The organism is Pseudoalteromonas sp. DSM 26666 (assembly GCF_900116475.1).
GTDB lineage: Bacteria > Pseudomonadota > Gammaproteobacteria > Enterobacterales > Alteromonadaceae > Pseudoalteromonas > Pseudoalteromonas tetraodonis.
Genome location: NZ_FPAR01000004.1, coordinates 98,819 through 121,075 on the forward strand (window position 1 = coordinate 98,819; position 22,257 = coordinate 121,075).

Here is a 22,257-nt window from a genome sequence, read left to right on the forward strand (position 1 = left end):
TTTTGCCCAGCCATTTCGGATGAATGGCTAGTACTAATTATTACTGTGCAAAGTAGGCATCTAGTTGTTGTTTGCTAATAACAAACACCCCTAATCCGCCTTGTTCAAACTCAATCCATTCAAATGGTGCGCCTGGATACAGTGCATCCATATGTACCATAGAGTTACCTACTTCGACAAATAACAAACCGTTATCTGTTAGATGCTCACTAGCTTGATCTAAAATAGTACGTGTTACATCAAGACCATCGTGTCCCGATGCTAATCCTAGCTCTGGTTCATGGTGAAATTCACGTGGTAAATCAGCCATATCTTCAGCATCAACGTACGGTGGGTTTGCTACGATTAAGTCGTATTTTTGCCCAGGTACACCACTGAATACGTCAGACTGAATCGGTAATACGCGGTCACTTAGTTGATAGTCAGTGATATTAATATCAGCCACTTCAAGCGCTTCATAGGATATATCAACCGCATCAACTTGCGCATTCTCGAACGCTTGTGCCAAGGCAATAGCAATACAACCTGAGCCTGTACATAAATCTAAAATACGCCCTACTGACTCTGGTTTTTCTAACCAAGGGGTGAAGCGATTATTAATAAGCTCAGCAAAAGGCGAGCGAGGAATTAATACGCGTTCATCCACATAAAATGGCATGTTAGCAAACCATGCAATGTTGGTAAGGTAAGGTACTGGGGTAAAATCGTTAATGCGCTCGGCAATTAAGCCCGCTAAACGATTTTTTTCAGTACTGGTTAAACGCGCATGCATCAGCTCTTTGGGTGCATCGATAGGCAAACTAAGCGCTGGTAATAACAAACTTACCGCTTCATCCCATGCGTTATCGGTGCCATGACCAAAGAAAATACCGCTACTTGCAAATTGACTAGTTGTCCAACGAAGCCAATCGTGTAAGGTTGAAAGTTCTGCAACAGCTTCATCTAGGGTTGCTTCTTCTATTAGTAATTCACTCATCAGTATTATCTGCCTGCTACTTTCAAAAAAAATAAACTCAATCGGGGTGCATCATTGGCCCCATGATTGCCCTATTGTATACCCAAGCCACCTCTAGGTGCGAGCGCAGTTAGTGTTAAAAGCGATTTAGGTAAGGCTTTGATTGCAAATAATAGTCACTCTATTGTTCAAATCAATAACGCAGTATAAATCGCTTTTAAACTAACCTTAATGGCGCTGTACTATGCACCTCAAAGCTGCTTGGGTATCACACCTTTTTACTCGATTTTTACCGCTTTTTTGTTTAGACTGCCGCTATGAAAAAAGATCCCCACTCAAACAGCCTAATTAGTCCTGACGACATTGACTTGTTTCGTCAAAGTATCAGTGGTGCGCGTGTATTTAAACAAGACACTCACCGTTTTAGCAATAAACCTAAAGTGTCACAAGCGAAGCAATTTGCCCAGCAAAAAAAGCAACAACAGTCAGAATTTTTCTTTTCTGATGAATATGTGCCCGATATAGACACACATGGTACCGTTAATTATGTGCAACAGGGTCAGGATCGTTTTTTAGCCAAACAACTTCGTCGAGGGGATTTTATTCCTGATTTAACCCTCGACCTGCATGGCTTGAATAAAGAGATAGCCAAAGATGAACTCGCAGGGCTTATTCATGAGTGTAAAAAAAAGCATTACTATTGTGCCTGTGTTGTACACGGAATTGGCGGCCATATCCTCAGGCATAAAGTACCGCAATATTTAGTGCAACACCCCGATGTAATTGCTATGCACCAAGCTCCGCTTGAGTATGGCGGTAAAGGGGCGGTACTCATATTAATTAACTTACCGCAAAGTGATGAGTTTAGACGCTGAGCACTAGAGCCAATCAATAAGAGTCTTTTTTAGTGCATATATTTTCGATTATATTTCCGCTTATTTTTATTGTGTTATGCGGCTACATAGCAAGCCGAAGTCAGTTTTTAGAACGCATTCATATAACAGGGCTCAGTAAATTTACTTTTTACATTAGTGTACCCAGTTTTTTATTTTTAAATATGGCCCAGGCAGACTTAAAAACCAGCGTGAGCTTGAATGGCTTTTTAAGCTTTTATATTCCCGTTATTTTAATTTATTTTTTTGCGCTCATTATTGACCGCTACACTCTCTCTAAACATCCTCAATATGAACGTCACAGTGTATTTGCCCTTGGCAGTAGTTATTCAAATACCGTATTGGTGGGCTTGCCCATTATCATAGCCGCCATGGGTGAGCAAATGATGGGCATTATTTTTATGATCATCACCTTTCATAGCGCGCTATTGTTCACCCTTACCTTTTTAATTAGTGCAAACAGTGCCAGTCATGCGTTTTCTTGGTCAACATTTGCCAAAAATATGCTACTCAACCCTGTCGTATTGAGTATTAGCACGGGTTTGTTGGTAAATTTAGCAGGGATTACTTTATTTGCTGATTTAACTAATGGCATAGCGCTTTTAGCTAAACCTGCCATTGCCTGTGCGTTATTTGTTTTAGGCGCAAACTTAGCTTTTTATAAAATTAGCGATAACTGGCAAGCGGCAGCTATTGCCAGCCTGTTAAAGCTAGTTATATTGCCCGCCTTAGTATTAGTGTTAGGCACACACGTATTTGCTATTAATGAGTCACTCTTAAAAGTACTCGTATTATTGAGCGCATCGCCCTTGGGAGTTAATGCGTACTTAATTGCATGCCAAATAAAACAACATCAAGATACGTTAGCCAGTGCGGTTGTTTTATCGACAGTTTTGAGTGTGGTGAGTTTTAGTATGTGGTTAACAATTCTACTGTAGACAAATACCTAAAAGTAGTGGCATTTATCTAACAGAAAGTGGCTTAGCTAAATGCTCGTTTACACGCTATGCATCTACATTCGCTGGTGCATTGATGGTGATATAATCACTTTTATGGCGAGTTTCATCATAACTAATTTGTGCAACAGCGCCGGTATTAAAAATAGGCATGTGCCCAGCACACAACTGATCAACCAAATAGCTCACCATAGGCATATGGGCAACCACAAGCCAAGTATCGCATTCCGGATGAAGCGCGATTAACGTTTCTAAATAATCTGCAGCAACCTGCGGGTTACCTTCAGGAATAATATCTTGGCAGGTCTCTTCAAATAAAAAGGTATTATTTTTTTTAACACCCTCAGCTGTTTGCTGCGCTCTTACATAAGGACTCACTAATAACCCCGTTGGAGCATGCTTTTTTTGTAACCACAGCCCCATTTTTTCTACCTGCTGATGGCCCAAAGGAGTCAAATTTCTACTGACATCATCAGAGTGCATCGGTATTGCTTCACCATGACGCATTATCAAGATTGTTTTCATAAAAAATCAACCAATTAAAGAATATAAAACAGTAGCCAGTTTGCTCGAATTTCCGCTATATTAATAACTCAAACCTATTTATTTTCTTAAAATAGTTCTTTCATGATGTTCAGGTAAATAGCATTGCATTCCTGAAGTTATCATCTGTTGTTAACAATTATACGTTTAGTTTCAGGAGCATCATTTGAAAATCAGCACCAATGATAACAGAGCTTACCGCACACTAACACTGGACAATGGTCTAAAAGTACTTTTAGTGCACGATCAAGACTCAGCAAAAGCTGCCGCATCCATGGCTGTTAACGCTGGTCACTTTGATGATCCACTTGATAGACAAGGCCTAGCGCACTTTTTAGAGCATATGTTGTTTTTAGGCACTGACCTTTATCCTGAATCAGGAAGTTTTAATAATTTTGTCTCGCAGTCTGGTGGCAATACCAACGCGTGGACTGGCACAGAGCATACCTGCTATTTCTTTGATATTAATAACCATCATATTGAAACAGCATTAGCGCAATTTAGCCGGTTTTTTATAGCGCCTACACTAAACCCAGCAGAAACAGAAAAAGAACGTAATGCTATTGAGGCTGAGTTTAAATTAAAAATTAAAGACGATGGCCGTCGAATTTATCAAGTGCATAAAGAAACGGTTAACCCTGCACACCCATTTGCTAAATTTTCCGTAGGCAACTTACAAACGTTAGCAGATAGAAAGCGCTGTATTAGTGATGAATTACGTGACTTTTTTAATCAGCATTACCAAGCTCAGTGGATGACTTTAGTGATTTGTGCCAATGAGTCATTAGATACACTTGAGGCATGGGCAACCCAGTATTTTTCCCAGATAAAGGGAGATAAACACCAATTAAAGCCACCTATAGAAGCGCCGCTTTATCGCAGCCAAGACTTGGGTAAGTTGCTTCATATTGAGCCACACAAACATGTACAAAAGCTGATTATTAGCTTTGCCATGCCAAACATTGACGATTTTTATCGTCATAAAACGGTCAGCTTTATTGCGCACTTACTAGGTTATGAAGGGCAAGGCTCGTTGTATTCTGTGCTTAAAGAGCAAGGTTGGATCAATGCCCTCTCTGCAGGTGGCGGAATTAATGGCAGTAATTTTAAAGACTTTAATATTAGTATGGCGCTGACCGATGAAGGCATTGAATACTACGAAGATATTATTGAAATGGTGTTTGAATACATTTGTTTAATTAATAACAACACCAGCAAATTACCTCGCCTATATCAAGATAAGCAAAAACTATTACAAATCGCATTTGATAACCAAGAAAAGTCTCGCCTAATTGATTGGGTCAGTAATTTAAGTATTAACATGCAACATTACGATGAAGTTAATTACTTACAGGGTGACTATTTAATGGAGGGCTTTAAAGCCAGCACGCATGAAATGGCTATGCAGTGGTTAACTCCGCACAACATGCGTTTAGTGCTTATTCATCCTGATGTAGAGCCTGAACACACAGCTGCTTGGTATAACACCCCCTATAAAATTGAAAAATTGTCGCTACATTGGCTCGAAGCACTTGCACAGATTAGCCAGCCACAAAGTGAAATGCTATTGCCCACGGCTAATCCTTATTTAGCTAAAGATGTCATTTTATATCCGGTTGAATCACAGCAACGACATCCAATATTACTGGTAAAAGAAGCAGGCTTTGACTTTTGGTTTAAACAAGACGCCACCTTTAGAGTCGCCAAAGGGCATTTTTATTTAGCCATGGACTCTGACTTTGCAGTAAAAGATGTGAAACATATGGCACTGACGCGGTTATTTTCAGATTTATTCATGGACAGTGTTGGCGAACAGTTTTACCCAGCGGAACTTGCGGGCTTAAGTTATCACTTAACCTCTCATCAAGGTGGCTTAACGCTTCACACTGCGGGGCTTTCTTCAAGCCAACTCGAATTAGTCGATCAGCTGATTGATGCACTATTTAACGTAAAAATTTGTGCCAAACGCTTTGCAGAATATAAAAAGCAATTAGTTAGACACTGGCGTAATAGCAATCAAAACAAACCCGTTAGTGAGCTATTTAGTATTTTAGGCGCTAAAATAATGCCGTGGAATCCTCAGCCTGACGAGTTAGCAAATGCACTCAAAGACACCTGTTTCCATCAGTTTAATGAATTTAGACAAGCGTTTTTTAATGCCCTTCATGTTGAGTCTTTTTTACATGGTAATTGGCAGCAAAATGATGCGCTTGAGTTTCAAAAGAAGGTCGCCCAGCACCTTAAAAAATCAGCCGTTATCGACGATTTAAAGCGCCCACTTTATGAAATTACTAAAGTGACCCGCTACGAGCTTGAACTTGCCTGCAGCGATAATGCCATGGTGATTTACTACCAAGCACAAAGCGATGACGTTATTGAAAAAGTGAAAATGATGGCGCTAAATCATTTAATTAATCAAGATTACTTTAATGAACTCAGAACCACGCAACAACTCGGTTATTTAGTAGGCGCAGGATACGCTCCTTTTAATACCCGTGCTGGTATTGCCTTTTATATACAATCACCAAAATTTGAGCCCACCACGTTACTGCACAGGCATAATTTATTTATTAGCCAGTATTTAGCAACAATTAATGAACTAACAGAACAAGACTGGCTGCAACAAAAACATGGATTAACAACCCATATTGCTGAAAAAGACAAAAATTTGCGTTTACGTTCACAACGTTTATGGCTTGCTATAGGTAATGGCGATCATCGGTTTAATATGCAGCAACGCCTGCTGGATTCTTTAAACGCATTAACGCTTGAAGATTTAAAAGCCTACGCCGCTGAAATTTTTAATGCAGATCGCCCAAGATATGAGCTTTTAAGTGCCAAATCTGTGAATTTGTCTGAGAAACTACCACTTTATTCGCATTCTCTTTGACTCTTGCTCGCGCTTGATTTAGATTGTCTTTTGTTAATAAGAAGTAAGACAATGAAAAAAATAAAAATAATAAAATACATTCTATTGTTGGCCTCTTTGGCCACAGCCTACTCAGCGAGTGCATTCGAGTCATCGTTTAACTTGAATTTAAATGCGTTGGTCGTGAGCGTGTGCGCAATAATGTCGTTAGTTGTGGTTTATTTGTTAACGATTGTTCACTCACTCAAGCGTTCACACTCTCAATTACAGCTTTCTGAAAAACGATTAAAAAGTACCGTAGAAGGCAGTGGTGATACTCTATGGGATTGGAATATCAAAACCGGTAAAGTTATTCGTATCAATGACAAATACGTGATGAATAGTAATAACCTAGTAGAATTTCCACCGAATAAAAGCTTGATCCACCCCCGCGATTTAACCCATGTTGATTACCTACTAAAAAAACACTTTGCCGAAGAAAGTACTTTTTTTGAAGCAACTTATCGTATTAAAGACAGCTTTGGTAAATGGCACTGGGTGCTCGACCGCGGAAAAATCATTGAAAAAGACGCTAACCTAAGCCCACTGCGAATGACTGGCACAGTCAGAGATATCTCGCAGTTAAAATCAACGGAAGATCGACTTAACTTATTTGCAAAATGTGTTGAGTCACTCACTGATGCGCTGGCCATTTATGATAAAGACTTTAGGCTTGTGGATATTAATCCCAGCTTTTTAACTTTGTTTGGCGGCGTACGCGAGCAATACCTAAAGAAAGAGTTTCATTTAGCCGGTTACGACAAAAGCTATATAGAATCCATAAAAAATACCGTTAGAAAGCACGAACATATTCAAGAAGAAGTAAAGCTTCGCAATAGCGATCATGCTCTGCTGCCATTTGAAATTTCAATAGATGAAATTAAAAACGCACAAAATCAAATAACCAATTATGTGGTGGTGTATTCAGATTTAACCGAACGTAAAAAAACCGAATCTGAACTGAATAATTTATCAAACCGAGATCGCACCACCAGCTTACCTAACCGTAATTTGTTTTTTTCTGACTTACAAAAACTCGCAAAGCAGCACTCTCATCATGCATTACTCGTATTTGATTTAGATAACTTTAAAAAGATAAACGACTCATTAGGCCATCAATTAGGTGATAGTTTACTGGCAAAGCTTGCTATGCGTTTAAATAAGCTCACCCGTGAAAATGACGTATTTTATCGCCTTGGCGGCGATGAATTTGCGCTAGTTATGTCAAACACCAACGATATTCTCACTATCACTCGCATGGCTAAACAGTTTTTGGCGGCCATAGCTACACCATTTAAAATGGCAGGCCATGAACTTGCTATCACCTCAAGCGTTGGTATAGTGTTGTTCCCCGAAGATGGTAACACCCCCGAAATACTATTAAAGAACGCCGATACTGCGATGTATCATGCTAAAAAGAAAGGCAATAGCTACCTGTTCTTTAATGACACCATGAACCGCCAAGCAGTAAAACGACTGCAAATAGAAAACCTAATGCGCTTTGGCTTAAAAGAAGATCATTTTGAGGTGTATTACCAGCCTAAAATGAATATTCGTACTGGTAAGCTTGCTGGAATGGAAGCGTTGGTACGTTTTATTACCCCGAAAAAGGGGGTTATTAGCCCAGGGGTATTTATTCCAATTGCCGAAGAAACAGGGCAAATTATTGAAATTGGTGAAGTAGTTTTAAATAAAGCTTGTCGCGATGTAAAACAGTGGTTAGATGCAGGCTTATTTAATGCCCGTGTTGCTGTTAACTTATCAGCAAAACAATTTAGCCTACCCGATCTAACCTCGCGCATAGATGTGATTTTACAAAAAAATGAACTGCCTTCGTACTTTTTAGAGCTTGAGATAACTGAAGGCACCGTAATGGACGACCCACAAGAAGCCATTGCGATTATGCGCTCTTTAAGTGCCCGTGGAATTCACTTAGCAATGGATGACTTTGGTACCGGCTATTCATCACTTGCGTATTTAAAGCAGTTTCCACTCAATACGCTTAAGGTAGATAAAGCCTTTATCGATGATATGAAGACTGAACGTGGCCGCAATATGGTGGACTCTATCGTCACTATTGCGCATAACCTTGATTTGCATGTAGTTGCCGAAGGGGTGGAGCAAGCGTCGCAAATAAGCATACTTGAAGAGCTAAACTGTGAAACACTGCAGGGTTATTACTACTCTAAACCACTCTCAAAAGATGAATTTACTGCGTTTTTAAAACAACAACAAAGCCAATCAAAACTCAGTTTAATTAGAGCGACCAGTTAAGCACGCCATAGACATGCATTTACACCTATATTGCGTATCAATGCACGTCGATAATGCATATTAAACAAGCACCAAGCAACAGGACCAAACACGCCACCTAAAAATAACCAGCGTTTAACAGGCATGCCCTTTTTAATGGTTTCTAAATACATAAGCGCTATAAATACACCGCTAAGCAAAATAAATAACACCACCACCTCAACCAGCTCAAAAATAAGGCGCGTATAATAACGTTAAATTGGCTAAATTTGAAGCAACGCATGCTGCTAATCAGCAATAATGCTTAATCAATTTGAGGGGCAAATCAGACACAAAAAAGCCGAGCAACTTAAATACTCGGCTAATCATCATAGATTTATAGCGGCTTACTTGTCAGCACGGCCCATAAACTTATGCTCTGCAGTATTAATACGGATGCGATCGCCCGTAGAAATATGCTCTGGCACTTGAATAGTTAAGCCGGTTGATAAACGAGCAGGCTTTGAACGCGCGCTAGCTGAAGCACCTTTAATTGAAGGGTCGGTTTCCTCAACTACAAGCTCAACACTTGAAGGAAGATCAAGCCCAACTGGCGCACCATCAATCACAATAACATGCACGCCTTGGGTCTCTTCGTTAACAAACTGAATCTCTTCAGCTATCGCGTCTTTAGCCAAGTTGTAAGGCGTGTAGTCTTCATTATCCATAAAGACATACTCATCGCCATCAATGTACGACAGCATCGCTTCACGACGGGTTAAATCCGCAAGGTTAAGCATGTCGCTGTCTTTAAATGTTTCGTCAACTTTGCTACCCGTGACCACATCGTATAAACGCATACGGTATAAACTACCACCGGCACGACCTTGTGGTACAGAACGTACGATATCTTTTACTACTAATACACGGCCATTAAAGTCAATAGCCGTCCCTTTTTTAACATCACTTGCCTTTGGCATGGGTGAATTCCTATTGTTTTTTTGATTGCGAGAAACATACCACGAAACTGATTTTGTTCAACAATAAAGTGATATGATTAGCTTCTTACTTCGTACTGACTCATAAATCTGTAATTTAGACTTAAACTCGTGTTATCTAGTGGCAAAAAGCTGCTATGGTTAAGTTATCGATTATGACCTCAAGGAATGGCTCATGAACCAACAAACTGTACATACCTATTTAATGAACAAGCCGTTAGTTAAACTAACCCAGCCTTTTGCTAAAGATGTTGATGTGTATAAAGTAAATCATAAAATGTTTGCCACTCTTGCACTTAGCAATGAGGGTGAAACTGACGAAAATGGCGAACCTATTTGGTGGCTAAACTTAAAGTGCGATCCTGATGAGGCGCAATCATTACGAGATATTTTCCCTGCCGTTATTCCAGGTTATCATATGAATAAACGCCTTTGGAATACCGTGATTTTAGATGGCTCAGTACCACAGGGTGAAATTGAGCGTATGATTGATAACTCGTTTAATTTGGTGGTCGACAACATGCCTGATAAAGATAAAAAGGCCATTGAAGCGTTACTGTAAATAAGCGTCCAGACGCAACTTTTACCAATTCGATTAATTAAGTATTATTGTTGATTATCCAACACAAAAAAGCCGCATAATTTGCGGCTTTTTTACGTTAACTTAAAACATTAATCTTTCTGTTCAGTCGTCTCATTTGGAGTATCTGTTGATTTATCATCACCTTGCACTAACTCCACTTCAGCTTTATTAGCGGCTGTTGTGTAAAACTTATCGCCCTTGTCAGCCATTGTAAGTAAAGTATCACAAGGTGTAAAAATAGCGTTGCTGTTAGCCAGAGTAGACATATCAGAGCTTATTTTACCTGCGCCTAATTTATCCATGTAGCTAAACGGGCCACCTAAGAACGGTGGGAAACCAATACCAAAAATAGCACCAATATCACCATCACGTGGGCTGGCAATAATACCGTCATCTAAACAGCGAACGGCCTCATTAAGCATTTGTGAGATACAACGCTTAGCAATTTCGTTTTTATTTAAACGTGGAGCTGGGGTTACACCTAGTAGCTCATAGACTGACTCATCAACCTTTTTGCCTTTCTTGTCGTATTCATAAAAACCACGACCCGTTTTACGGCCTAAGCGTTTGGAATCAATCATGCGCGAGAAAGCATCTGGGCCTTTAAAACGCTCACCGAGTTCTTTTTCAAGAATTGGCGCGATTTTAGAACCAATATCAATACCCACTTCGTCCAGGAGTGCCAACGGTCCAACTGGAAAACCAAACTCAACTAAGGCTGCGTCAATTTTTTCAATTGGCTCACCGGCAAGCATTAAGTTTGCCGCCTCATTCAGGTATGGCGCTAAAATACGGTTAACATAAAAACCAGCCATATCTTTTACCACAATTGGCGTTTTACCTTGCTTACGCGCAAAGTTAACTACACGAGCAATCGTTTCTTTTGAGGTGCCTTCGTGAGGAATAATTTCTACCAGTGGCATTTTCTCTACTGGTGAGAAATAATGTAAACCAATTACATTTTCAGGACGCGCTGCTTTAGCTGCAATTTGCGAAATAGGTAATGACGAAGTATTACTTGCGAAAATAGTATTCGCTTGGCAATGCTGCTCTACATCAGCAACCATACCTTGCTTAAGCTCTAAATCTTCAAATACGGCTTCTATCACTAAATCTATGTGTTTAAAACCGCTGTAATCGGTAGTGCCGGTAATGCGGTTCATCGTTAACTGCATATCGGCTTTAGACATAATACGGCGTTTAAGACGCTTATCTAAAATTTTGTATGTGTAGTTCATGGCATTACTTATGCCCTGCTCTGCCACATCTTTAATACGGACCGGCAATTTAGCTTTGACCGCACTCACATGGGCAATACCTGCGCCCATTAAGCCACCACCTAACACGGCAGTTTTACTAATCGCGGGAGCATCATCATTGCGCCATTCTTTTTTCATTTCAGTGGTTGCAAAGAAAATACCGCGCAGCGCTTTAGACTCATCACTCATTACCAATGTGGCAAAACCTTCTGCTTCGGTTTTATACGCTTTCATTTCATCAAGCTCTACGCTTGCACGTACCGCTTTAATAATTGCAAGCGGCGCAGGGTAATGACCACCGGTTTTTTTAAGAACGTTTTCTTTAGCTTTTTTAAAGATAAAGTTACGACCAAATGGGTTTGACTCTAATAGCTGACTGATTTTATCTAGTTTAGGCTCTTTAGCTTGTGGCTTTTTCTTCGCCGCAAACTCTTTAGCCACTTTTAACAGTACGCTTTGTGGTACACAATCATCCAATACACCGGCTTTTTTAGCTTGTTTAGGACGAATTTGTTTTCCGGTTAGCATCCACTCAAGGGCTTTTTGAATGCCCACGATTTTAGTTAAGCGCTGTGTACCACCACCGCCAGGTAATAAACCTAGTTGTACTTCTGGTAAACCAATTCTAGTTAAATCGCTATCTGTACCTACGCGGTAATCACAGGCTAAAGCAAATTCTAAACCGCCACCAAGCGCTGCGCCATGTATAGCACTAACTGTGGTGTACGGAAGCTTTTTCATATCAAAAAATGCTTGATGGCATAATTCGCTAATAGCTAATGCATCTTCACGCTTTTGCACGCTGTCTAGCATTTTAACATCGGCACCAGCAATAAAGTTATCGCTTTTACCACTAATAAATACCATACCTTTAACTGCGTGCTCTTTAGCTTGTGCTAATAATGCTTTTAAATCATCAGCAAAGCTATCTCGCAGGGTATTCATTTTCTCACCCGGCACATCAATGGTCACTACGGCTATTTTGTTATCATCAACCGTTAAATTAAATACTGAATCTGTCATTACGCACTCTCCAATACAAAGGCTGCACCTAAACCACCCGCAGCACAGGCAGTCGTTAACGCTAAACCACCGCCACGACGCTTAAGCTCGTATAAACTTTGTGTAATTAAACGCGCGCCGGTTGCCGCAAATGGATGACCATATGCAAGCGAGCCGCCGTTCACGTTAAACTTATCCATGTTAATTTCACCTATGGCTTTATTACGCCCTAAGTGCTCTTGTGCAAATTTATCTGAAGCAAACATTTTCATATTCGCTAAGGTTTGCGATGCAAACGCTTCATGCATTTCAATTAGATCTAAATCGGCTAACGTAATACCTGCTCTATCAAGTGCGATAGGCGTTGAGTGAGCCGGCCCCATTAGCATGTCTTTTTCTACGCCAATGGCTGAGAACGCAAAACTGCGCACATAACCTAAAATTTCATAACCCAATGCTTTGGCTTTGCTTTCGCTCATCATTAACACTGCGGCTGCGCCATCGGTTAATGGGGTTGCATTGGCTGCAGTGACTGAGCCGTGTTGACGGTCAAATACCGGCTTAAGCTTGGCATAACCTTCAACCGTTGAGTTTTTACGAATATTGTTATCTTCTTCAATAAAGCTTTTATAAGGCGGTAAATGAGCCGTCATTACTTCATCTTTAAGCTTGCCATCAGCCCAGGCTTGAGTTGCCAGTGAGTGAGAACGATGCGCTAAGGCATCTTGATCTTCACGGCTAATGTTATGGGTTTTAGCCATTTGCTCGGCTGTTTGTCCCATTGATAAACCCGTTGAGTACTCAGCAACCGCTGGCGGCACTGGCAATAAATCTTTTAAACGTAGTTTTGAGAATATTTTTAAACGCTGACCAAGCGTACGTGCTTTGTTTAAATCAACTAAGCTACCCGCTAATTTTTTACTTACACCAATTGGCAATACAGATGATGAATCGGCACCACCGGCAATACCTACGCTCACAGAGCCTGCCATAATTGATTCGGCAACGTTTGCTATCGCTTGAAAACTCGTCGCACAAGCACGCGATACAGAGTACGCATCAACCGATACTGGCATCCCAGTACCCAATACAATTTCACGCGCAATATTTGGCGCTTCTGGCATTTGTACTACTTGCCCAAAAACCAATTGATCGATTTCTGACTTGTCGAAATTTAATCGCTCAAGCATTTCATTAACTACTAGCTTACCCATATCCAATGCTGGTACATGGTGGAACGCAGTCGCTTGCTTAGCAAAAGGAGTACGTAAGCCGCTTACGATGGCAATACGGTCGCCTTTTGGTGTTTTAAGTATGTTTTGCTCAGACATTTATTATTCTCTCCCGCTGACAGGTCAGACCTGTATATTTTCTCCGATTCTAAACAACCCGTGTGATAAAGCCAATAGATAAAGGTAAATTAATACAAAAGCGCCATTGTAAATCACTACATACATTGTATGAGGGTAATACAATAGGCTTTTTTAGCTGGTTTTACAAAGTTTTATGTTAGGCTAAAAAATCGTTAAAAAATAACGAACTATTTTTAAAAAATCAGTCTAACTCTTGAGTTATCCACTTATAAACCTTATAACTAGCTCAGTATTTGTTACCTAACCAATTTAGGTATTATTTAAGCTGACGAGGACAGTCCACTTATTATGGCAGCTAACGCATTTTCACAATTAAAAACGTATTTAGACACCCAAATTATTGGCCAGCCTGCGCTCACTCAAGCACTATTAATTGCTATTTTAGCCGATGGTCATTTATTAGTTGAAGGCCCACCTGGGCTTGCAAAAACACGCGCTGTTAATGCCTTAGCAAAAGGTATTGAAGGCTCGTTTCAGCGTGTTCAGTTTACCCCAGATTTATTACCAGCCGATGTGACCGGCACCGATATTTATCGCCAACAAACCAGTGAGTTTGTGTTTGAAAAAGGCCCTTTATTTCATAATCTCATTTTAGCGGACGAAATAAACCGAGCACCAGCAAAAGTACAATCGGCATTATTAGAAGCAATGGCCGAGCGCCAAGTCACGGTAGGCAAAAACACCTATCCACTCAGTGACCTGTTTTTAGTGATGGCAACACAAAATCCGCTTGAGCAAGAAGGTACTTACCCGCTACCAGAAGCGCAATTAGACCGTTTTTTAATGCACCTAAGTATTAATTACCCAGGTGCTGAGCATGAGCTTGATATTTTACGTTTGACCCGTGGTGAAGCACTTAATGATGAAGCCCCAGTGCTTGAGCAAATTTCACAACCCGATTTGTTTGCTGCGCGAAAAGCAATTTTAGGTCTGTATTTGGCCGAGCCATTAGAGCAGTACTTAGTTCAATTGATTATTGCTACTCGAGAAGGCGCAAACTTAGATGAGCAACTTGGCCGCTGGATTGAATACGGCGCAAGCCCTCGCGCTACTATCGCTCTTGATAAGTGTGCCCGCGCTCATGCGTGGTTAAGTGGTCGTGATTTTGTATCACCTGACGATATACAAGCTGTGGTACATAATGTATTGCGCCATCGCATTATTCTAAGTTACGAAGCACAAGCCGATGGTATTACAAAAGATCAGGTTATTAGCCGTATTGTTGAACTAGTCGCAGTACCTTAAGTTATGCAAACACACGTTGATTCTCAGGCATGGCTTAAATTAAGCCATAGCCATGGTGTTAATTTATCGCTTAAAGAGCTGATGTATTATAAAGCAAAAGCGCAACTGCTTGAGCTGGCACCTAAAGTTAGAATAAAAAACACCTTGGCGGGGCAATACCTTGCGCCCCACAAAGGCCGGGGTATGGAATTTGCCGAAGTGCGTCATTATCAAAACGGTGACGATATACGCTCTATTGATTGGCGCGTTACCGCGCGCACAGGCGAAACCCACACTAAACTTTTTCAAGAGGAAAAAGAGCGCCCGGTATTTGTGTTTACTGACTTTTCAAACTCAATGCTATTTGGCTCGCAATTACTGTTAAAATCGGTGCAAGCAGCACATATTAGCGCCTTAGTTGCGTGGTCAGCGTGTCAGCGTGGCGACAGAATTGGCGGTATTGTGTTTAATCAGCACTCGCATTTAGAGCTAAAACCCAGCGCTCGTGAAAAAGCGGTATTAAAACTATGCCATAATTTATGCGATGCGCATCAGCTGGCTCTTGAAAACATTGATAAGCCGGCCGCGAATAATTTTAGCGATAACCTCAAACGTTTAAATCACTTAGCTAAGCCCGGTAGTTTGGTTTATATCGTGTCTGATTTTAACGCCTTGGATGACGCCAGCTTTAAGCAACTTGAACTTTTAGCGCGTCATTGTGAACTGATTGGGTGTCATATTAGCGACCCCTTTGAACATCAATTACCTGCTTTTAAACAAACGGTAACCGTCAGTGCTAATAATCAGCAATTTGCCCTGCCCTTAATGGACAAGAGCTTTAGACAACGATTTGCCAAAAATGCCGAGCACGCATTTAGCGCACGCATTAATCGCTTAACAAAGTCTGGACTCACCCTATTATCATTTGATGCAGCCACTGCGCTGGAACTGCAATTAGTGAGAAAATAAATCATGCAAACCTCTCCACTTGATGGTCTACACGATATTATTGCTCCCACCCAAGTCGACTGGTGGCCACTCGCTCCTGCTTGGTGGGTTGTTATTGCAATTGCTGTGTGTTTATTGTGTAGCTTAATTGTCATAATTTATAAAAATTATCGCTTTAAAAAGCCAAAACGTGATGCCATTGCATTAGCTAATCAACAACAGTCAGCGCAGCAATTGCATGTCATTTTAAAGCGTTTAGTGATCACCTATTACGATCCGCGTTTGGCCGCGCAATCAACAACGCATTGGTGCAACACATTAAACCAACTTTCAGCTATTGGCTTTACAGAAGAAGAAATTTTAAGCCTATATAACGCTAATCAAACACAGGCAGCCCTCAGTGATAAATTTCGCCAAGCCATTAAACAATTTAAACTAAAGGAGCCGCTGCATGTTTGAATTTAGCTGGCCATGGCTGTTTTTATTACTGCCGCTGCCTTTAATATTGTTACTATTAAAACCCGCCGCCAATGATGCCAACACGCGTCTGCGCATCCCAAGTTTTGCATCACATAATTTAAGCAATCAAAGCATAGAGCCAAGTGCGCGTAAATTGAATATTATCGAGTGGTTGCTATGGTTATTATTAGTGACCGCATCAGCAAATCCAACGTGGTTAGATGAGCCCATATCGCTACCCAACGAAGGCCGCGATATAATGCTCGCTGTGGATTTATCGGGCTCAATGACAGAACAAGACATGGCTTACAATGGCCAATATGTTGACCGTTTAACCATGGTTAAAGCAGTGCTAAGTGACTTTATAGAGCAGCGCCAAGGCGACAGACTCGGCCTTATATTGTTTGGTGATACCGCTTTTTTACAAACCCCATTGACGCGTGATGTGAAAACCGTCATTAAAATGCTCTCTGAGGCGCAAATTGGTTTAGTAGGACGTGCCACGGCGATTGGTGACGCTTTAGGTTTATCGGTAAAACGCTTTGCCAGTAAAAAAGAAAGTAACCGTATTGTGGTGTTGCTTACAGATGGACAAAACACCGCAGGAAATTTAAACCCAGAAGATGCGCTGCTACTTGCCCGTGAAGAAGGTATAAAAGTGTACACCATCGGAGTCGGTTCAGATAACCCGCGCGGCTTTAGTTTATTTAATATGGGCTCTGGGGGCAGTAACCTAGATGAGGGCTTATTGAAAAAAATTGCTGAGCAAACAGGCGGTCTGTATTTTAGAGCAAAAGATGTCGCTGGCCTGCAACAGATTTACGCTGAGCTTGATAAGCTTGAACCAATTAGTGCCGATGAGCAAACCTTTCGCCCACAAACAGCCTTGTTCTATTATCCGTTATTACTGGCCATTTTACTCATAAGTGCAATGGCATTGATAAAAACGGTGCGCGCAATGAAGGAGCCAAACTAATGGATTTTGAATTTATTCGTCCTGCTATTTTATGGCTGTTATTCCCTGCCTCAGGGTTATTTTTTATCGCCTTACTAAAACATAAAAAAAACCAGTCAGCGCCGCTTATTGCGCCGCATTTGGCACCATTTGTAATGAGTGAATCAAACAATAAAGCTCGCCAGCCGCTGTGGCTGGTTGCGTTATTTTGCAATTTAGCAATTATATTTAGTGCAGGGCCAAGCTTTGAAGAGAAACAAGTACCCGTGTTTCAAAGTAAAAGTGCCCGCGTTATTGTCATGGATATGTCCTACTCTATGTATAGCACCGACATTGCTCCCAATCGATTAATGCAATCACGTTTTAAAGCCCTCGATATGGTTGAGCTATTTAAAGAAGGCGATACCGCGTTAGTGGCTTACGCAGGCACTGCCTATACCATTTCACCACTGACCAACGACGCTAAGACTCTTGCCAACCTTATTCCTAGTTTAAGCCCTGAAATTATGCCAGATAAAGGCTCAAACGTACTCGCTGGCTTAGATATGGCACAAGAGCTACTAAGCCAAGCCGGCTACCTCGATGGCGATATTATTTTGATCACCGATGGTATTGAGCAACAACAGCAAAGCGATGTAAGCCGTTTTACCAACAGTAGCCAATATCGACTTAATATTTACGGCGTAGGCACAGCGCAAGGAGCTCCTATAAAGTTACCTGAAGGCGGGTTTTTAAAAGATAATTATGGTCAAATTGTGGTGCCAACCCTCAATGCATCTTTACTTGAAGGACTTGCAAAAAATAGCGGTGGGCAGTTTGCCGATTATCAGCCAAGCAATAGCGATATTGCCGTTTTTTCACCGCAAGCAAACAGTGAGGTATTAAAAAGTGAAAAACCAAATTTAGCCTTATGGCGAATTGACGCCGGTATTTATGGTTTGCTTATTTTACTGCCTTTAGCTTTGTATTTATTTAGACGTTCTGCATTAGTTAGCGCAGTACTATTACTTAGCTTTTTACCTCAACAAAATGCGCATGCCGCAGAGCTGCCAACCCTGTTTAAAAATACGGATCAACGGGCATTAGAGGCATACAACAACAAAGAGTATCAACAAGCAGCCCAGGCTCGCTCAAGCGCTCTCAAAGGGGCTGCACTTTATCAGCAAGGGCAATTTGATGCTGCCTTAAATGAGTTTAGCCAAGATAAGTCAGCAACCGGTTATTATAACTATGGCAACGCCTTGGCTAAAGCAGGACAATTAGAGGCTGCCATTGACGCGTATAAACAAGCGCAAGTAAAGCAAGATAACTTTAGTGAAGCCGCTGAGAATCAAGCGCTTGTTGAGCAGTTACTGAATCAACAGCAAGACCAAGAAAATCAGCAAGGCAATGATTCGCAAAATCAAGATAAGCAAAGTCAAGATGATGCAGATAAATCAAAACAAGATCAGCAAAAAAATGGCGAGAAAAACAACGCAGATAAAAGCGAAGAGGACAGCCAAAATAGTGAGCAACAGCAATCAGATCAGTCCTCTGAACAATCAAAAGATGAACAACGCCAATCTGGTGAGCAATCAGACAAACAGAATGAGCCTGACATGCAAGCTCAGTCACAAAGCCAACAAAATGAAAATAAAGACGAGAATACACCGCAGCAAGATGAGCCGCAAAATCAACCTAATGAAATGAGTGAGCAACCGCCCTCTGATGAGCAAAAACAGCAGGCACAGCAACAAGCCATGCAGGCACAAGCCGCTGAGCTCACTAATGAAGAAAAAGAAAAAGCACAGCAACTAAATCAGTTATTAAGAAAAGTGCCCGACGATCCCGCTATTTTATTAAGAAACAAAATGCAATTAGAAGCCCAAAAAAGACAATATCAACGCCGTCCAACAGGAGTAGAAAAATCATGGTAATGCGATTATTTTGCTGTTTATTGCTATTAACTGCCATGCCATTAATGGCCGCCACCACTTTGGAGGCAAGCGTTGATAAAAACCCAGTATTAGCGGGTGAATTTTTTATGCTTAATATTAGCATTGATGATTCAATAAAAGGGCAACAACCCGACACCTCAGCATTATTAAAAGATTTTGTAGTCGGCCCTATGAGCTTAAGTAGCCGCACTAACATTATTAATGGCAGTATAAAAAAACAAACCTCTTGGTCTGTTAAACTAATGACCCGCAAGGCGGGTGAATACACCATTCCTAGTTTTAGTGTTGCAGGGCTAAACTCGCAACCAATTAGTTTATCGGTTAAAGAGCGCAGCAGCGACGCAGATAAAAATAACGATATATTTTTAAAAACCTCACTCTCAAACAACAGCTTATTTGTACAAGAGGCTGGCGTTTACACCATTAAGCTTTACTTAGCCAAAGAGCTTCTTGATGGCAGCTTAAGTGCGCCAAGTATGGAAGATGCCCAACTTACCCAACTCGGTAAACAAAGCGAAGATTATGAACTGGTTAACGGTAAACGTTATTTAGTGATCACCCGTAATTATTTAATTCAGCCCCAAAAAAGTGGCGCCTACACTATTGCAGCTCCCGTTTTTCAGGGGCGTATTCAGCAAAACTATCGCCAATTGGAAGTGTCAGCGCTTGGCGATGAGCAGCAAATTGAAATTAAACCTATCCCTGAAAACTATCAAGGAGACTGGTTACCCAGTGAACTGGTGAGCTTAACCGAGCAATGGCAACCAGAGGATAATACCGTTGAAGCCGGCACGCCAATAACACGCACTATTATGCTTACCGCCTTAGGGGTGACTAAAGAGCAGTTACCCGAAATTGATATGCCTACTATTAATGGTATTCGCAGCTACCCTGATGAAAAAGAAACCAATAATGCGGTACGTGATGGTCGAGTGGTATCACAGCAAAGCGCCTCATTTGCGCTATTGCCACAAACACCTGGCACTTACACATTGCCTGAAATTAGCTTGCCTTGGTATAACACCAAAATAAATCGAATTAGTTATGCGACCTTACCTGAGCGTACTATTACAGTAACACCCAGTACAACAGCGCCAGTGCAAACGCTTAATCCGCCAGCTGAAAACAACCTAAATAACACTATGGCAGAGTCAACGGAGCAAGCAGTTACAGTGCAACAGCAAACTGCCACACCACTGTGGCTAATTATTGTGGCCGCGCTTGGTTATGTTTTATGGATTGCGACGGTGATTTTTTACTTTATTAAACGCCCAGCTAAAGAAGTGCAACAAGCGGCTCAAACAACTAATAAAACAAATCAACAACCATCTTTAAAAGCCCTGCTGGTATTAGCTAAAAGCCATGACGAAAAAGCATTTTACGATGCGCTTAATCAGTATGCGCTAACCCTTACAGGTAAAAAGGTAGGGGCGCTATCCCATTTATGCGCTATGATAAACAACTCGCAGTTCACCGCGCAGATAAACAATTTACAAGCACAGTTGTACAGTAAGCAAACGGCTCGCGCCAATTTAGACGCTATAGTTAGCATGTTAAAGGCACATCAATCGCAAACAGCTAAGCCTTCATCACCTGCGTTAAAAGAGCTGTATTCTTGATCTCAATTGTATTTTGCTTTTTTGACTATAATAATTTTAACTAAAAAGTGCTTATGTTTGGAAATAAAAAATCGAATGATCGGGTCTTACTAAATATGGCTGAAAAACAACAACGCTACGAAGCCCTGGTTCACGTTTATCATAAGGAACTCTATCGCTTCGCTTACTGGTTATGTAACGATCCGAATATTGCAGATGACTTAGTGCAAGAAACCTTTTTACGTGCTTGGCGATCGCTTGACTCGTTACTCGATCAAAAAGCAGCTAAGCCATGGTTGCTAACAATTTTAAGACGCGAAAATGCGAGGCGCTTTGAGCGCAAGCAATTTGATTACAGTGATGTAGATAACGACACGCTAGTGGATCAAACCAGTCATTCTTTAGATGATGAAATGGAGCAAACCGTTATTCAACGGCAAATTTCGTTGTTGGCCGATGAATACAAAGAGCCGCTACTATTACAAGTGGTTATGGGCTGCTCTGGGGATGAAATTGCAGACATACTCGATTTAAACAAAAATACGGTTATGACACGTTTATTTCGAGCAAAAAATCAACTTAAAGAGGCACTAAGCCGTGATGATGAACAACTTAAAGGGGCATCAAAATAATGGATGAACTTGAGTTTCGTCGCCGCACGATTGCACAGCCAAACGAGCTAGACAAAGAACTACTGGAATTTGCAAACAGCAGTCCCGATAGACAACAATTTTTAAATGAAAACAAAACATTTGATAAGCAACTCAATGATGCGCTTGATATTCCTGTGCCTGACAACCTTGCTGAACGGATTATTTTAAACACCTCGTTAAAAGAAAAAGCCAGAAAAGATGAGCTTGAACAAAAAGACAACGTTATTGATTCACGCTCACGCTTTAAGTTTGACCGTGTATATTTGGCGTTCGCTGCTTCATTTGTGATTGCGGTAAGTGCGTTTATGTTTAGCACAGAGCAAAACTTGAATCATGCGGCTGGCGAGCATGCATTGGCGCATGTTTATCATGAACTTAACGCGTTAAATAAAAATCAACCTATCAGCTTACAAACAGTCAATGAAAAGCTGGCTTTACTTGGCGGTCAACTTAATGATTTACCTGGGAAAGTTACTTATGTTAACTTTTGCGATTTTCAAGGCGAGAAAGGCATCCATTTAGTGTTTGAATCGGACTTTGGCCCTATGACCGTGTTTATTGTCCCTAGTGATAACAAAGTCTTTGAAATTGGCTCGGGTGACTTTAGTGACTCTCGCTACGTAGGCCATATAAGCCGAGGAAAACAAGCTGATACTGTACTAATAGCAAGCCTAGGCTCACCGGTTGATATGTATAATGAACGTATTGCAGGCGCTATTCGCTGGCTGTAATACCAATTTGTATAAATATTTGAACAATTTAACGAGTTAAACTCCCTTAT

General features: G+C 41.0%; 19 protein-coding genes. 13 read left to right on the forward strand and 6 right to left on the reverse strand.

Translation table 11 applies throughout. From position 1 onward, the window contains the following. Window positions 1–40: 40 nt before the first annotated feature. The gene (gene prmB, locus BM380_RS08730; RefSeq protein WP_013464520.1) at window positions 41–976 is read right to left on the reverse strand and encodes a 50S ribosomal protein L3 N(5)-glutamine methyltransferase; all 936 of its coding nucleotides are present in this window, start codon (window positions 974–976) and stop codon (window positions 41–43) included. A gap of 296 nt (window positions 977–1,272) precedes the next feature. On the opposite strand from prmB, the gene smrB reads away from it, so the two are divergent. Beyond that, complete coding sequence (gene smrB / locus BM380_RS08735; protein ID WP_016899440.1) at window positions 1,273–1,830, forward strand: endonuclease SmrB; 558 nt, start codon at window positions 1,273–1,275, stop codon at window positions 1,828–1,830. 32 nt (window positions 1,831–1,862) lie between these two features. Continuing rightward, on the forward strand, window positions 1,863–2,786 hold the full coding sequence (locus tag BM380_RS08740) for an AEC family transporter (protein WP_024602805.1): 924 nt from the start codon (window positions 1,863–1,865) through the stop codon (window positions 2,784–2,786). A gap of 66 nt (window positions 2,787–2,852) precedes the next feature. On the opposite strand, the gene sixA is transcribed toward BM380_RS08740, so the two are convergent. Beyond that, window positions 2,853–3,329: a phosphohistidine phosphatase SixA gene (gene sixA, locus BM380_RS08745; RefSeq protein ID WP_024602806.1), complete on the reverse strand. Its 477-nt coding sequence runs from the start codon at window positions 3,327–3,329 to the stop codon at window positions 2,853–2,855. 184 nt (window positions 3,330–3,513) lie between these two features. Between sixA and BM380_RS08750 the strand changes: the two genes are divergently transcribed. Together BM380_RS08750 and BM380_RS08755 are read left to right on the forward strand one after the other, a co-directional pair. Further along, a complete protein-coding gene (locus tag BM380_RS08750; protein WP_090494001.1) occupies window positions 3,514–6,237 on the forward strand; it encodes an insulinase family protein in 2,724 nt (907 codons plus the stop codon). Between the two features lie 51 nt (window positions 6,238–6,288). Further along, on the forward strand, window positions 6,289–8,529 hold the full coding sequence (locus BM380_RS08755; protein ID WP_033103870.1) for a sensor domain-containing protein: 2,241 nt from the start codon (window positions 6,289–6,291) through the stop codon (window positions 8,527–8,529). On the opposite strand, the gene BM380_RS08760 is transcribed toward BM380_RS08755, so the two are convergent. Both BM380_RS08760 and yeiP read right to left on the reverse strand, forming a co-directional pair. Continuing rightward, a complete protein-coding gene (locus BM380_RS08760) occupies window positions 8,526–8,720 on the reverse strand; it encodes a hypothetical protein (RefSeq protein ID WP_024602809.1) in 195 nt (64 codons plus the stop codon). The two genes, BM380_RS08755 and BM380_RS08760, sit on opposite strands and share 4 nt — an antisense overlap. A 174-nt stretch (window positions 8,721–8,894) precedes the next feature. Next, a complete protein-coding gene (yeiP, locus tag BM380_RS08765) occupies window positions 8,895–9,467 on the reverse strand; it encodes an elongation factor P-like protein EfpL (protein ID WP_024602810.1) in 573 nt (190 codons plus the stop codon). 193 nt (window positions 9,468–9,660) lie between these two features. Between yeiP and BM380_RS08770 the strand changes: the two genes are divergently transcribed. Further along, window positions 9,661–10,047, forward strand: a complete 387-nt coding sequence (locus BM380_RS08770; RefSeq protein WP_013464512.1) for an MmcQ/YjbR family DNA-binding protein — start codon at window positions 9,661–9,663, stop codon at window positions 10,045–10,047. Window positions 10,048–10,157: 110 nt separating this feature from the next. Here the strand turns inward: BM380_RS08770 and fadJ are convergent, their stop codons facing one another. Both fadJ and fadI read right to left on the reverse strand, forming a co-directional pair. Further along, window positions 10,158–12,350 (reverse strand): fatty acid oxidation complex subunit alpha FadJ, encoded by a 2,193-nt coding sequence (fadJ, locus tag BM380_RS08775; RefSeq protein WP_090494003.1) that lies wholly within the window; start codon window positions 12,348–12,350, stop codon window positions 10,158–10,160. After that, on the reverse strand, window positions 12,350–13,660 hold the full coding sequence (fadI, locus tag BM380_RS08780; protein ID WP_013464510.1) for an acetyl-CoA C-acyltransferase FadI: 1,311 nt from the start codon (window positions 13,658–13,660) through the stop codon (window positions 12,350–12,352). The genes fadJ and fadI overlap by 1 nt, the downstream gene beginning before the upstream one ends. 330 nt (window positions 13,661–13,990) lie before the next feature. Between fadI and BM380_RS08785 the strand changes: the two genes are divergently transcribed. Genes BM380_RS08785 through BM380_RS08820 form a run of 8 tightly spaced genes read left to right on the forward strand, consistent with a single transcriptional unit; the run spans window position 13,991 to window position 22,207 of the window. After that, on the forward strand, window positions 13,991–14,947 hold the full coding sequence (locus tag BM380_RS08785) for an AAA family ATPase (protein WP_013464508.1): 957 nt from the start codon (window positions 13,991–13,993) through the stop codon (window positions 14,945–14,947). 3 nt (window positions 14,948–14,950) lie between these two features. After that, window positions 14,951–15,895 (forward strand): DUF58 domain-containing protein, encoded by a 945-nt coding sequence (locus BM380_RS08790; RefSeq protein ID WP_024602812.1) that lies wholly within the window; start codon window positions 14,951–14,953, stop codon window positions 15,893–15,895. A gap of 3 nt (window positions 15,896–15,898) precedes the next feature. After that, window positions 15,899–16,333, forward strand: coding sequence for a DUF4381 domain-containing protein (locus tag BM380_RS08795; RefSeq protein WP_013464506.1), 435 nt, complete (start codon window positions 15,899–15,901; stop codon window positions 16,331–16,333). Then, a complete protein-coding gene (locus BM380_RS08800) occupies window positions 16,326–17,309 on the forward strand; it encodes a vWA domain-containing protein (RefSeq protein ID WP_090494005.1) in 984 nt (327 codons plus the stop codon). The genes BM380_RS08795 and BM380_RS08800 overlap by 8 nt, the downstream gene beginning before the upstream one ends. After that, window positions 17,309–19,204 (forward strand): vWA domain-containing protein, encoded by a 1,896-nt coding sequence (locus BM380_RS08805; protein WP_090494006.1) that lies wholly within the window; start codon window positions 17,309–17,311, stop codon window positions 19,202–19,204. The genes BM380_RS08800 and BM380_RS08805 overlap by 1 nt, the downstream gene beginning before the upstream one ends. Beyond that, window positions 19,198–20,844 carry a BatD family protein gene (locus BM380_RS08810; RefSeq protein ID WP_090494008.1) on the forward strand — a complete coding sequence of 549 codons (1,647 nt, stop codon included), beginning with the start codon at window positions 19,198–19,200 and terminating at the stop codon, window positions 20,842–20,844. Before BM380_RS08805 ends, BM380_RS08810 begins: the two co-directional genes overlap by 7 nt. Before the next feature lie 53 nt (window positions 20,845–20,897). Further along, window positions 20,898–21,455, forward strand: coding sequence for a sigma-70 family RNA polymerase sigma factor (locus tag BM380_RS08815; protein WP_013464502.1), 558 nt, complete (start codon window positions 20,898–20,900; stop codon window positions 21,453–21,455). Then, entirely contained in the window at window positions 21,455–22,207 is a 753-nt protein-coding gene (locus BM380_RS08820; RefSeq protein WP_090494010.1) for a DUF3379 family protein, read from the forward strand. Before BM380_RS08815 ends, BM380_RS08820 begins: the two co-directional genes overlap by 1 nt. Window positions 22,208–22,257: the final 50 nt, after the last annotated feature.

Bases quoted from the DNA above. Each gene is read 5' to 3' on its own strand.
- prmB (WP_013464520.1), bottom strand. From the start codon at position 976: ATGAGTGAATTACTAATAGAAGAAGCAACCCTAGATGAAGCTGTTGCA.
- smrB (WP_016899440.1), top strand. From the start codon at position 1,273: ATGAAAAAAGATCCCCACTCAAACAGCCTAATTAGTCCTGACGACATT.
- sixA (WP_024602806.1), bottom strand. From the start codon at position 3,329: ATGAAAACAATCTTGATAATGCGTCATGGTGAAGCAATACCGATGCAC.
- BM380_RS08755 (WP_033103870.1), top strand. From the start codon at position 6,289: ATGAAAAAAATAAAAATAATAAAATACATTCTATTGTTGGCCTCTTTG.
- yeiP (WP_024602810.1), bottom strand. From the start codon at position 9,467: ATGCCAAAGGCAAGTGATGTTAAAAAAGGGACGGCTATTGACTTTAAT.
- BM380_RS08770 (WP_013464512.1), top strand. From the start codon at position 9,661: ATGAACCAACAAACTGTACATACCTATTTAATGAACAAGCCGTTAGTT.
- fadJ (WP_090494003.1), bottom strand. From the start codon at position 12,350: ATGACAGATTCAGTATTTAATTTAACGGTTGATGATAACAAAATAGCC.
- fadI (WP_013464510.1), bottom strand. From the start codon at position 13,660: ATGTCTGAGCAAAACATACTTAAAACACCAAAAGGCGACCGTATTGCC.
- BM380_RS08785 (WP_013464508.1), top strand. From the start codon at position 13,991: ATGGCAGCTAACGCATTTTCACAATTAAAAACGTATTTAGACACCCAA.
- BM380_RS08790 (WP_024602812.1), top strand. From the start codon at position 14,951: ATGCAAACACACGTTGATTCTCAGGCATGGCTTAAATTAAGCCATAGC.
- BM380_RS08795 (WP_013464506.1), top strand. From the start codon at position 15,899: ATGCAAACCTCTCCACTTGATGGTCTACACGATATTATTGCTCCCACC.
- BM380_RS08800 (WP_090494005.1), top strand. From the start codon at position 16,326: ATGTTTGAATTTAGCTGGCCATGGCTGTTTTTATTACTGCCGCTGCCT.
- BM380_RS08805 (WP_090494006.1), top strand. From the start codon at position 17,309: ATGGATTTTGAATTTATTCGTCCTGCTATTTTATGGCTGTTATTCCCT.
- BM380_RS08810 (WP_090494008.1), top strand. From the start codon at position 19,198: ATGGTAATGCGATTATTTTGCTGTTTATTGCTATTAACTGCCATGCCA.
- BM380_RS08815 (WP_013464502.1), top strand. From the start codon at position 20,898: ATGTTTGGAAATAAAAAATCGAATGATCGGGTCTTACTAAATATGGCT.
- BM380_RS08820 (WP_090494010.1), top strand. From the start codon at position 21,455: ATGGATGAACTTGAGTTTCGTCGCCGCACGATTGCACAGCCAAACGAG.